Origin of the sequence: Pseudomonas sp. RIT-PI-AD, assembly GCF_025642785.1 — a bacterium.
GTDB lineage: Bacteria > Pseudomonadota > Gammaproteobacteria > Pseudomonadales > Pseudomonadaceae > Pseudomonas_T.
Genome location: NZ_JANZKU010000004.1, coordinates 1 through 12,120, shown reverse-complemented (window position 1 = coordinate 12,120; position 12,120 = coordinate 1). Strand labels below are relative to the sequence as shown.

Below are 12,120 nucleotides of genomic sequence, written 5' to 3'. Positions count from 1 at the left end.
CTAACATTTGTGCGAAAGTTACCTGGGTTCGCGAAACAGAATTACGGTATGAAAGGCGATTGATGCCGAATCGCGTCAAAAAACCTGGCTTTCTAAGCGAACTCATTTCGTCAGTGCGCACAAAACCGCAACCATTGGAGTCGAGCATGAGAAAAGCATTTCGCGGCAGCTACGGAGTCACGGTCACTCCGTTCACCGAGGACGGCAGCCAGATAGACGAAAAGGCCCTGGCCGCCTTCATCGACTGGCAGGTGCAGGCCGGTTCGCCGGGCATCATCATCCTCGGCACCACCGGCGAGTTCCTCACCCTGTCGCACGACGAGCGCACCCGCTACGTGGAAGCCACGGTCAAGCTGGCCGCCGGCCGTCTCGACGTGCTGGTCGGGGCCTCGGACGCCTTCACCGCGAACGCGGTGCGCTTCGCCCGCGAGGCCGAGGCGCTCGGCGCCGACGGGTTGATGGTGGCGCCGCCCTACTACTACACCCCGACCGACGACGAAATCTTCAATTACTACAGCGCGGTGTCCGAAGCCACCTCGCTGCCGATCATGCTGTACAACAACCCGATCACCACCAACGTGGACATGTCGGCGGCCCTGGTCGCCCGCATGACCCGGGCGCTGGACAACGTGCGCTACATCAAGGAAGCCAGCATGGACGTCGGGCGGGTCTACGACATCGTCGAGGCGACCCGGGGCGTGATGAACGTCTTCGCCGGCGAGCGGCCGGTGGAAAGCTTCCTGCTCGGTGCCGTCGGCTACGTGAACCCCTACGCGAACTACATCCCCCGTGCCTCGACGCGGCTCTGGGAAGCCCTGGTGGACGGCCGACTGGAGGAAGCCCGGACGATCCAGGCGATGATCGCCAGCTTCGATCACATCATCGCCGAAGGGCACCCGACCTACGGCCACCAGTGCTATTCCAAGGCGCTGGCCGCGTCCCAGGGCTACCCGGTGGGCGACGTGCGCCAACCCCTGACGCCCTTCTCGGCGCTGGGCGAGGAAGGCATCCAGCGGCGCGACCGGATCGTCGCCATCATCGATGACCTCAACCGCTACGTGGCGGCCCAGGCCGCGCGCTGAAACCGGAGGGGCGGCATGAGCGTTCCAGCACTGTTCACAGCCTTCGATTCCCGGGGCGTGCGCTTTCGCAATCGCATCCTGGTGTCGCCCATGTGCCAGTACCAGGCGGTCGAAGGCCTGGCCAACGACTGGCACTATGCCCACCACGCGCGGTTCGCGCTCGGCGGGGTCGGCGGTGCGCTGCTCGAAGCCACCGCCGTGGAGCCCGAGGGACGCATCAGCCCCGGCTGCCTGGGGCTGTGGCACGACGGACAGATCGAGGGCCTGCGCCGGCTCGCCGACCTCTACCACGACCAGGGCATCCCCCTGGGGGTGCAGCTCGCCCACGCCGGGCGCAAGGCCAGCTCGGCGGTGCCCTGGGCGGGTGCCGGCCCGCTGCGGCCCGACAGCCCTTACCCGGCCTGGCCGACGCTCGCTCCTTCGGCCCTGGCCCACTCGGCGGACTGGCCCACGCCGAACGCCGCCCGCCGCGAGGACATCGACCGGGTGGTCGGCGCCTTCGCCGCCAGTGCCCGGCGCGCGGTGGCGGCCGGCCTGGATTTCGTCGAGATCCATGGCGCCCACGGCTACCTGATCCACGAATTCTTTTCCCCCCTGGCGAACCGGCGTACCGACGCCTACGGCGGGGCCTTCGACAACCGCGCGCGGCTGGCCCTGGAGATCGTCCGGGCGGTACGCGACGCGGTGCCGGCGGCGATGCCGGTCTGGTGCCGCCTGTCCTGCATGGACGACGGCGAAGGCGGCGTGACCCTGGACGACAGCGTGCGGCTGGCGAAGGCCCTGGCGCGGGAAGGGGTCGACCTGGTGGACTGTTCGGCGGGCGGCATCCTCGGCCCGGTGGCGCGCTCGGCGACCCAGGCGACCCCCGGCCACCAGGTGCCCTATGCCGCGCGGATCCGTGCCGAGGCGGGCGTGGCGAGCATGGCGGTGGGGTTGATCGTCGACGCCGAACAGGCCGAGCGGATCGTCGCCGACGGCGCCGCCGACCTGGTCGCCCTGGGACGCGGCCTGCTGGATGATCCCAGCTTCGCCTACCATGCGGCGCGACGCCTGGGCCTGGCCGACGCGCACCGCCTGCTGCCGGTGCCCCACGGGTTCTTCCTGGGCCGTCAGCAGGCCCGCGAGCAGGCGGCCGCGTCGTGAGCCTCCGGGGGAGAAGCCCATGGCCGAGGTAATCGTCATCGGCGGCGGCCTGGCGGGTTGCGCCACCGCCTATTACCTGGCGAAGGACGGGGTGGACGTCGTGCTGCTGGAGCGCGGCGAGCTGAACACCCAGGCCTCGGGTTCCAACGCCGGCAGCCTGCACGCGCAGATCCCCCACGACCCCTTCGTCAACAAGGGCCCCGAATGGGCCCGGCGTTTCGCCCCGAGCATCCAGTTGATGGCGCGTTCCATCGAGATGTGGCACCAGTTGCCGGCCGAGCTGGGGGTGGACCTGGAGGTCTCCACCAAGGGTGGCCTGCTGGTGGCCAGTAGCGAGCAGCAATTGCGCGAGGTCGAGGCCAAGGCGCGGCTGGAGCGCGAGCACGGCCTGGACGTGCGCCTGCTCGACCGGCGGGAGGTGCGCGACCTGGCGCCCTACCTGTCGGACCGCGTACTCGGCGGGGCCTTCTGCCCCATCGAGGGCAAGGCCAGCCCGCTGATCGCGACCCTGGCCTACGCCAATGCGGCCAAGCGCCTGGGGGTGAGCTTTCGCCGCCACAGCCCGGTGCTGGACATCGAACGGGGCCAGGGCAACTACCGCGTGGTGCTCGGCGAGGGCTCGCTGGTCGCGCCGCGGGTGGTGAACGCCGCCGGTGCCGACGCCGGGCGCATCGCCGCCATGCTGGGGATCGCCACCGATGTGCAGGGCTTCGCCATCCAGGTCGCGGTCACCGAGCAGACCGGTCCGCTGATTCCCCACCTGGTCTATTCGGCCGGCGAAAAGCTGACCCTCAAGCAGAACGCCATCGGCTCGGTGCTGATCGGCGGCGGTTGGCCGGCGCGCTGGCACGGCCGCGGGCATCCGGTGACCGACCCGGACTCCCTGGCGCAAAACATGGCGCTGGCCTTGCAGACCGTTCCTGCCCTGGGGCCGCTGCGGGTGATCCGTACCTGGGCGGCGGTGGTCAATGGCACCGACGATTGGCGGCCGATCCTCGGCGAAGTGCCGGGCGCGCCGGGCTTCTTCATGAATTTCTTCCCCTGGATGGGGTTCACCGCCGGCCCGTTGATCGCCCGGGTCATCGCCAGCCTGGTGCAGGGCAAGGCGGTTCCCCTGGATGTCGACTACCGGCCTTTTCTCTACCGCTGAGCCTGGACGCCGAGCCGGCTGGCCTGGAGCCCCCATGAAAGACAAAGTGGTACTGATCACCGGCGGTGCCGGCGGCCTCGGCCAGGCCCTGGCCGCCCGTTTCCGCGCGGCCGGCGCGCGAGTGCATGGCGCCGACCTGGGGCCGGCGACCGCCGAGGTCATCGCCTGCGACGTGAGCCGTCCGGAAGACTTGCAGGACGCGGTGGCGCGGGTCCTCGCCGAGCATGGGCGCCTGGACGTGGTGGTTGCCAACGCCGGCTGGGTGCCGCCCTGGAGCGGCACCGCCGAGCTGGACCCGGCGGTCTGGGACAAGACCCAGGCGATCAACGTCCGCGGCGTCGCCTTCACCCTCGCGGCGGCCGCCGAGGCGCTGAAGGCCAGCCGCGGCGTGGCCCTGTTGATGGCGTCGGTCAACGGCCGCTTCGCCCATGGCCAGCAGATGGCCTACAGCGCTTCCAAGCACGCGGTCCTCGGGATCATGCGCGCCGCGGCCCGCGACCTGGGCCCTCAGGGTGTGCGGGTCAACGCCCTGGCGCCCGGCCCGGTCGCCACCCCGGCGCTGCTGGCGCGGGTCAGCAGCCGCAGTGCCGGCGACGCGGCGCGGGAAGCCGAGGCCCTGCAGGCCATGGGCGAATGCAATGCGCTCAGGCGCCTGGTGACGGCCGAGGAAGTCGCCGAGGCCAGCCACTTCCTGTGTTCGTCCGCCGCCAGCGGGATCACCGGAGTCGTCTTGCCGGTGGATGCCGGGATCGAGCGCTTCTGAGCGCCGCGCGGGTCAGTCGCGGCGGTGCACCGAGCGGCCGGCGGCGAAGGTTTCCTTCACCGCGCGGTCGTCGCCGAGGAGCATCAGGGCGAAGAGCTTTTCCGCCAGGTCCTTGGCCTGCCCCAGGCGATAGGCGAGCAGCGGCGTGGCCCGGTAGTCGAGCACCACGAAGTCGGCGTCCTTGCCGGGCTCGAAGTTGCCGATCCGCTGGTCCAGGTAAAGTGCCCGGGCGCCGCCCAGGGTCGCCAGGTAGAGCGACTGGAAGGGATCGAGTTTCTTGCCCTGCAACTGCATGACCTTGTAGGCCTCGTTGAGGGTCTGCAATTGGGAAAAACTGGTGCCGGCACCGATGTCGGTGCCCAGCCCGACCCGCACGCCGTGGCGTTGCAGCTTCGGCAGGTCGAACAGGCCGCTGCCGAGGAACAGGTTCGAGGTGGGGCAGAAGGCCACGGCCGATCCGCTGTCGCCCAGGCGCGCGCATTCCTCGTCGCAGAGGTGCACGCCATGGGCGAACACCGCGCGCGGGCCGATCAGCCGGTAGTGGTCGTAGACGTCGAGGTAGCCGCTGCGCTCGGGGAACAGCGCCTTCACCCATTCGATCTCCTTGAGGTTCTCGGACAGGTGGGTGTGCATGTACAGGTCCGGGTATTCATGGAACAGGCGGCCGGCCAGGTCCAGTTGCTCCGGCGTGCTGGTGGGCGCGAAGCGCGGGGTCACCGCGTAGTGCAGGCGGCCCTTGCCGTGCCAGCGCTCGATCAGCGCCTTGCTCTGGGCATAGCCGCTTTCGGCGCTGTCGAGCAGGTCGTCGGGGGCGTTGCGGTCCATCAGCACCTTGCCGGCGATCATCCGCAGGTCCAGGGCCTGGGCGGCTTCGAAGAAGGCGTCCACCGATTGCGGATGCACGCTGCAGAACACCAGGGCGGTGGTGGTGCCGTTGCGCAGCAGTTCGCCGAGGAACAGCGAGGCGACCTCGCGGGCATGGGCCGGGTCGGCGAAACGCGCCTCGGTGGGAAAGGTGTAGGTATTCAGCCAGTCCAGCAGTTGTTCGCCATAGGCGGCGACCATTCCGGTCTGCGGGTAGTGGATGTGGGTGTCGATGAACCCCGGGGTGATCAGCGCGTCGCGGTATTCGACGACCTCCACGCCGGCGAGGCCGGGGAGCAGGGCCGCGGCTTCGCCGACCTGGACCACGCGGCCATCCTCCACCAGCAGCAGGCCGTCCTCGAAGTACGCATAGGAGCGCTCGACGCCCACGTCGGCGGGGTCGGCGAGGCTGTGCAGGATGGCGGCGCGGTAGGCTTTCACGGAAGTGCTCATGGAGGTCCTGTATCGGGGCGAGGGGAGGGCGCCACACCCGGGCGCGGTGACGCCCTGGAGGGATGGGACACCCGCCGTTGGGTGGTTCGGGTTCGGTTTCAGCCGGCGCGATCGCGCCGCGCCGTGGGCAACAAGTGGGTGACCGGGACGCCCCGGGAGGCGTTCTTCCGCTGGTCGAAGGTGGCGTTGTAGGTGGCGATCACTTCGCCGGCGATGGACACGGCGATCTCCGCCGGCAACTTGCCTTTCACTTCCGGCAAGCCCATCGGACAGCGCATGCGCTGTATGACGTCGGCGGCGAAGCCGCGTTCGCGCAGGCGGTGCTCGAACTTGACGCGCTTGGTCCGCGAGCCGATCAGCCCGTAATAGGCGAAGTCGCCGCGGGCGAGAATCTCCATGCTCAGGCGCAGGTCCAGCGGGTGATCGTGGGTCATGACGATGAAATAGCTGCCCGGCGGCATCCCGGCGACTTCTTCGAGCACGTCGTCATTGACCACTTTCTCCACGCCAGCCGGAATCTGCGCGGGGAATTCCGCTTCCCGCGAGTCGATCCAGCGCACCCGGCAGGGTAGGCTGGCGAGCAGCGGCACCAGCGCGCGGCCGACGTGGCCGGCACCGAACACGGCGATCCGCGCCTGGGGCTGGCCCATCGGCTCGAACAGCAATACGGCCGCGCCACCGCAGCACTGGCCGAGGCTGGCGCCGAGGCTGAAGCGCTCCAGGCGGGTGGCCTGGCTGCGCTGGGCGAGCATCTCGCGGGCGATTTCCAGGGCCTTGTATTCGAGGTGGCCGCCGCCGATGGTGGCGAACAGACGGTCGGCGCTGACCACCATCTTCGAACCGGCGTCGCGCGGGGTGGAGCCCTGCTCCTCGATGATGGTCACCAGCACGCAGGGCTCACCCCGGGCCTGCAATTCGGCGAGGGCGCTGATCCAGCTCATCGACGCGCGCTCCGCCGCGGCCCGCCACGGCCATGCGGATGCGCCTCCGGGAAGGACGACGCACGGGGGATGAGCGGGGCAAGGATGGGCGTCATGGGATTCTCCGCATCAGGCCGGCAGAGGGTGGTCGAGGGCGTCGGCCGGCGAGGGCTGGCGCAAGGCGTTCATCTGCTGCACGCCCCAGAGCACCCGCTCCGGAGTCGCCGGCGCGTCGATCCGCGGCTGTACGCGGTAGTCCGCGAGGCTGGCCACCGCATCCTTGAGCGCGCACCACACGGCGATGCCGAGCATGAACGGGGGCTCGCCCACGGCCTTGGAATGGAACACCGTGTCTTCCGGGTTCTTGCGGTTCTCCACCAGCTTCACCCGCAGGTCCAGGGGCATGTCGGCGATGGCCGGGATCTTGTAGCTCGCCGGGCCGCTGGTCATCAGCTTGCCCTTGGCGTTCCAGACCAGCTCCTCCATGGTCAGCCAGCCCATGCCCTGGATGAAGCCGCCCTCCACCTGGCCGATGTCGATGGCCGGGTTCAGCGATGCACCGACGTCATGGAGAATGTCGGTGCGCAGCATGCGGTACTCGCCGGTGAGGGTATCCACCAGAACCTCGGCGCAGGCGGCGCCGAAGGCGAAATAGTAGAAGGGCCGGCCGCGCGCCTTGTCGCGGTCGTAGAAGATCTTCGGGGTGCGGTAGAAGCCGGTGCTGGACAGCGACACCTGATTGAAATAGGCGAGCTGCACGGTTTCCTCGAAGGACAGGTAGTGCTCGCGGACGCGCACCTGGCCATTGCGGAACTCCACGTCCTCCGGACTCACCTTGAACTGCTGGACGAGGAAGTCCACCAGGCGCTGGCGCAGGGTTTCGGCGGCGTTCTGCGCGGCCTTGCCGTTCAGGTCGGCGCCCGAGGAGGCGGCGGTGGGCGAGGTGTTGGGGACCTTGTCGGTGTTGGTGGCGGTGATCTGGATGCGCGAAATGTCCACCTGGAACACCTCGGCCACCACCTGCGCCACCTTGGTGTTCAGGCCCTGGCCCATCTCGGTGCCGCCGTGGTTCAGGTGGATGCTGCCGTCGGTGTAGATATGGATCAGCGCGCCGGCCTGGTTGAGGAAGCTGGCGGTGAAGCTGATGCCGAACTTCACCGGGGTCAGCGCGAGGCCCTTCTTCAACACCGGACTGCGTGCATTGAACGCGCGGATTTCCTCGCGGCGCCGGGCATAGTCGCTGCTGGCCTCCAGCTCGGCGGTCAGCTCGGCGAGGAGGTTGTGCTCGACCTTCTGGTAGTAGTGGGTGACGTTGCGCGTGTCCTTGCCGTAGTAGTTGAGCTTGCGCACCGCCAACGGGTCCTTGCCCAGGCTGCGGGCGATGGCGTCCATGATCTCCTCGATGGCCACCATGCCCTGGGGGCCGCCGAAGCCGCGATAGGCGGTGTTGGAGGCGGTGTTGGTCTTGCAGCGGTGGCCGTTGATGGTGACGTCGCCCAGGTAGTAGGCGTTGTCCGCGTGGAACATGGCGCGGTCGACGATGGAGCCGGAAAGGTCCGGGGAATAGCCGCAGTTGCCGGCCAGCTCGATCTCGATCCCCTGAAGCAGGCCGTCGTCGTCGAAGCCGACGTCGTACTCCACGTAGAAGGGGTGGCGCTTGCCGGTGATCTGCATGTCCTCGACCCGCGGCAGGCGCATCTTGGTCGGTCGCCCGGTGAGGTGGGCGATCACCGCGCACAGGCAGGCCGGCCCGGCCGCCTGGGTTTCCTTGCCGCCGAACCCGCCGCCCATGCGGCGCATGTCGATGACGATCTTGTGCATCGGCACGCCGAGCACCTCGGCCACCAGTTTCTGCACCTCGGTGGGGTTCTGTGTCGAGGTGTAGACCAGCATGCCGCCGTCCTCGCCGGGCATCACCGAGGACACCTGGGTCTCCAGGTAGAAGTGTTCCTGGCCGCCGATGTGCAACCGGCCCTGCAGGCGCCGCGGCGCGGCGGCCAGGGCGGCCGCGGAGTCGCCGCGCTTGTGCTGGTGGCTGTCGAGCACGAAGTACCGCTTGCGCAACGCCTCTTCCACGTCCAGCACCGGCTCCAGGTCCTCGTATTCGATGAGGGCGGCCATCGCGCCCTTGCGGGCGTTTTCCAGGCTGTCCGCCGCCACCGCCAATACCACCTGGCCGACGTACTCCACCTTGCCGTCCGCCAGCAGCGGGTCGCCGGCGATCACCGGGCCGATGTCCAACTGCCCCGGCACGTCGTCGCGGGTGATGGCGATGGCCACCCCGGGTATCCCGTAGCAGGGCGTGGTGTCGATGCGCAGGATGCGCGCGTGGGCGCGGTCGGACAGCCGCGCGTAAACGTGCAGTTGATTGGGGAATTCCAGGCGGTCGTCGACGTACACCGCCTCGCCGGAGACGTGCTTGCTGGCGCTCTCGTGCTTCACGCTGCGGCCGACCCCGGTGTGCATGTCGGCGCTGAACAGCGCGGCCAGTTCGTCCTGGTTGAGGCTGGGCTTATGCATGAGAGGTCACCCGTGTCTCGACGTCGGGGGTCAGCAGCTCGATGAAGCATTTGCGCAGCAGGTTCTGCGCCGTCAGCAGGCGGTACTCCTTGCTCGCGCGGAAATCGCTGAGCGGCGCGAAGTCCTCCGCCAGGGCGGCGCAGGCCCGTTCGAGGGTGCGTGAGTCCAGGGGCGCGCCGTCCAGCGCAGCCTCGCAGGCGCGGGCGCGCTTGGGGATCGCTGCCATGCCGCCGTAGGCCACCCGTGCCTCGCGGATGACGCCGCCCTCCAGGGCCAGGTTGAAGCCGGCGCAGACCGCGGAGATGTCGTCGTCCAGGCGCTTGGACACCTTATAGGCGCGGAACGCCCGGCCCGGCTGGCGGCGTGGCACCAGCACCCGTTCGATGAACTCGCCTTCGCGACGGGCGGTGACCTTGTAGTCGAGGAAGTAGTCTTCCAGCGGCAGGCGGCGGGTGGACGCCCCTTGGCGCAACACCAGGTGAGCGCCGAGGGCGATCAGCAGGGGCGGCGAATCGCCGATCGGCGAGGCGTTGCCGATGTTGCCGCCCAGGGTGCCCTGGTTGCGGATCTGCAACGACGCGAAACGGTGCAGCAGTTCGCCGAAGTCCGGGTATTCCGCGGCCAGCGCGGCGTAGCAATCGGAAAGCGGCGCCGCGGCGCCGATGTCCAGGCGGTCGGCATCCTTCTCGACGGTCTTCAACGCCGGGATGTGGGCGAGGTGGATCATCGCCGGCAAGTCGCGGTGGAACTGGGTGACCTCCAGGGCCAGGTCGGTGCCGCCGGCCAGCAGGCGCGCCTGGGGATTGGCCAGGTAGAGCTCGGCCAGCTCGTCCACCGTCAGCGGCAGCAGGCAGGTCTTCTCGCCATCGCCGAGTTCGCCGCCAGACCGCGGGGCGATGGCTTTCAGGCGTGCCAGGGTCTCGGCCTGCTCGGCATCGAAATGGTCCGGGTCATGCGCGGCGCACGCCTGTTCGGCGGCAGCGAGGATCGGCCGGTAGCCGGTGCAGCGGCACAGGTTGCCCGCCAGGGCTTCCAGGCTGCCGGCCTTGTCGAAGCCGTCGCTGTTCTTCTGCAGGGCGAACAGCGACATGACGAAGCCGGGCGTGCAGAACCCGCACTGCGAGCCGTGGCAGTCCACCATCGCCTGTTGCACGCTGTGCAGCCGGCCACGGTGCTTGAGGTCTTCGACGGAGATCAATTGCTTGCCGTGTAGCGCGGAGACGAAGGTCAGGCAGGCGTTCAGGCTGCGGTAGCGGAGCCGTTCGCCCTCGATCTCGCCGACCACCACGGTGCAGGCGCCGCAATCGCCGGAGGCGCAGCCTTCCTTGGTACCGGGCCGGCCGAGAGGGCCGCGCAAGTAGTTGAGCACGGTCAGGTTGGGATCGAGGGCGTGTTCGGTGCGCAGTTCCCGGTTGAGTAAAAACTGAATCACGGACGATCTCCAGGCCACTTTATTGTTGTGTGCGGCGGTTTTTTGCGCAGGCTCGTATGGGCGGCAATTTAGTGCTGGCTGACTTTCAGGTCAAATAATTTTGACCTGAAAGTCAGGAAGTGCCGCGAGCCTATCGCGCGCGACATGTCCGATTGGCAAGCGTATTTCGTGCCAGGCGCGGCGGGCGGTGGACGCAAGGGCTGGCGGGAGACGCCTCGCTCGCGATGGGACGAGGCTGGAGCGGGTGGCTAGGCGATGGTCGTCAGGCGTTGCGGGTCAGGCGCGCGATGCTGTCCTCGGCGCCCATGGCCTGGGCCGCCCCCAGGGCGTCGATGCCCCTGCCGTCGCGCGCCGCCGGGTCCGCGCCGCGCTCCAGCAGCAGGTCGATAATCGCCACCCGGTTGAACATCGCCGCCATCATCAGCACGGTCTTGCCGTCGGCCCCGGCACCCTCCACGTCGGCGCCGCCATCCAGCAGCAGGCGGACCATCTCCAGGTCGCCCTTGAACGCAGCACCGGCCAGGGGGACCTGCCCGTTGTCGTTGCGCAGTTCCGGGTCGGCGCCGTGCTGCAGCAGCACCTCAACGGCGCGATGGTGGCCATGGTAGCTGGCGAGCATCAGCAGGCTGTCGCCCTTGTGGTTGCGCAGGTTCGGCGCCAGGCCTTTTTCCAGCAGGCGACCGAGCATGTCGGCGTCGCCTTCGCGGGCCACCTGGAAGACCTGGTTGGCGAATTCGATGGCTTCTTCTTCGGTCATCGGGGTGCCGGCGGCGGGGTTCGACATGGTGGGACTCCTGGACATGGCGTGGGCGGGCGGTTGGGGCCCGCGGTCTCCAGCTATGACCGCGCGTGCGCGCAAAGTCTCCAGCGGCGTGCCGCCGGTCCGGTCGCCCCGCTCAGCTCTTCGCGCCGTGGGCCTGTTGGTCGGCGTGGTAGGAGGAACGCACCAGCGGGCCGGAGGCGACGTTCTTGAAGCCCATCCGGGTGCCTTCCTCGGCGAAACCGGCGAAGGTGTCCGGGTGCACGAAACGGTGCACCGGCAGGTGGCTGCGCGAGGGTTGCAGGTACTGGCCGAGGGTGAGCATGTCGATCTCGTGCTCGCGCATGCGCTGCATCACTTCGATGACTTCTTCGTCGGTCTCGCCCAGGCCGAGCATCAGCCCGGACTTGGTCGGCACGTGCGGCACGCGCTTCTTGAAGTTCTCCAGCAGGTCCAGCGACCACTCGAAGTCCGAGCCCGGGCGCGCCGCCTTGTACAGCCGCGGCACGGTTTCCAGGTTGTGGTTGAACACGTCCGGTGGCTCGGCGGCGGTGATGTCCAGCGCCACGTCCATGCGTCCGCGGTAGTCCGGCACCAGGGTTTCCAGTTGCACGCCGGGCGACAGCGCGCGGATTTCCCGCAGGCAGTCGGCGAAGTGCTGGGCGCCGCCGTCGCGCAGGTCGTCGCGGTCCACCGAAGTGATCACCACGTACTTCAGGCGCAGGTCGGCGATGGCCACCGCGAGGTTCTTCGGCTCGTCGACGTCCAGCGGCCGGGGACGGCCATGGCCGACGTCGCAGAACGGGCAGCGGCGGGTGCAGATGTCGCCCATGATCATGAAGGTCGCGGTGCCGCCGGAGAAGCACTCGCCCAGGTTCGGGCAGGAGGCCTCCTCGCAGACGCTGTGCAGCTTGTGCTTGCGCAGCAGTTGCTTGATCCGGTCGACCTCGGGCGAGACCGGGATGCGCACGCGGATCCAGTCGGGTTTCTTCGGCAATTCCTCGGTGGGGATGATCTTCACCGGGATGCGCGC

10 protein-coding genes are annotated in these 12,120 nt (G+C 68.8%); 4 read left to right on the top strand and 6 right to left on the bottom strand.

The window, feature by feature from the left end; genetic code table 11:
* Window positions 1-146 precede the first annotated feature (146 nt).
* The 4 genes from OGL92_RS04410 to OGL92_RS04395 are packed head-to-tail and all read left to right on the top strand — an operon-like array spanning window position 147 to window position 4,138.
* The gene (locus tag OGL92_RS04410) at window positions 147-1,082 is read left to right on the top strand and encodes a dihydrodipicolinate synthase family protein (protein WP_263141008.1); all 936 of its coding nucleotides are present in this window, start codon (window positions 147-149) and stop codon (window positions 1,080-1,082) included.
* Window positions 1,083-1,097: 15 nt separating this feature from the next.
* Window positions 1,098-2,225 carry an NADH:flavin oxidoreductase/NADH oxidase gene (locus tag OGL92_RS04405; RefSeq protein ID WP_263141005.1) on the top strand — a complete coding sequence of 376 codons (1,128 nt, stop codon included), beginning with the start codon at window positions 1,098-1,100 and terminating at the stop codon, window positions 2,223-2,225.
* A gap of 19 nt (window positions 2,226-2,244) precedes the next feature.
* Window positions 2,245-3,375, top strand: coding sequence for an FAD-dependent oxidoreductase (locus tag OGL92_RS04400; protein ID WP_263141002.1), 1,131 nt, complete (start codon window positions 2,245-2,247; stop codon window positions 3,373-3,375).
* Window positions 3,376-3,409: 34 nt separating this feature from the next.
* The gene (locus tag OGL92_RS04395) at window positions 3,410-4,138 is read left to right on the top strand and encodes an SDR family oxidoreductase (protein WP_263140999.1); all 729 of its coding nucleotides are present in this window, start codon (window positions 3,410-3,412) and stop codon (window positions 4,136-4,138) included.
* Between the two features lie 12 nt (window positions 4,139-4,150).
* Here the strand turns inward: OGL92_RS04395 and guaD are convergent, their stop codons facing one another.
* The 6 genes from guaD to lipA form a co-directional block, all read right to left on the bottom strand.
* Entirely contained in the window at window positions 4,151-5,455 is a 1,305-nt protein-coding gene (guaD, locus tag OGL92_RS04390) for a guanine deaminase (RefSeq protein ID WP_263140997.1), read from the bottom strand.
* A 98-nt stretch (window positions 5,456-5,553) separates the two neighbouring features.
* The gene (xdhC, locus tag OGL92_RS04385; protein WP_263140995.1) at window positions 5,554-6,396 is read right to left on the bottom strand and encodes a xanthine dehydrogenase accessory protein XdhC; all 843 of its coding nucleotides are present in this window, start codon (window positions 6,394-6,396) and stop codon (window positions 5,554-5,556) included.
* A 108-nt stretch (window positions 6,397-6,504) separates the two neighbouring features.
* Complete coding sequence (gene xdhB / locus OGL92_RS04380; RefSeq protein WP_263140993.1) at window positions 6,505-8,895, bottom strand: xanthine dehydrogenase molybdopterin binding subunit; 2,391 nt, start codon at window positions 8,893-8,895, stop codon at window positions 6,505-6,507.
* Window positions 8,888-10,327 carry a xanthine dehydrogenase small subunit gene (xdhA, locus tag OGL92_RS04375; protein ID WP_263140991.1) on the bottom strand — a complete coding sequence of 480 codons (1,440 nt, stop codon included), beginning with the start codon at window positions 10,325-10,327 and terminating at the stop codon, window positions 8,888-8,890. Before xdhA ends, xdhB begins: the two co-directional genes overlap by 8 nt.
* A gap of 262 nt (window positions 10,328-10,589) precedes the next feature.
* Window positions 10,590-11,111, bottom strand: a complete 522-nt coding sequence (locus OGL92_RS04370; RefSeq protein WP_263140988.1) for an ankyrin repeat domain-containing protein — start codon at window positions 11,109-11,111, stop codon at window positions 10,590-10,592.
* A 112-nt stretch (window positions 11,112-11,223) separates the two neighbouring features.
* The coding region (lipA, locus tag OGL92_RS04365; protein WP_263140986.1) for a lipoyl synthase at window positions 11,224-12,120 on the bottom strand (897 nt) is incomplete at its 5' end.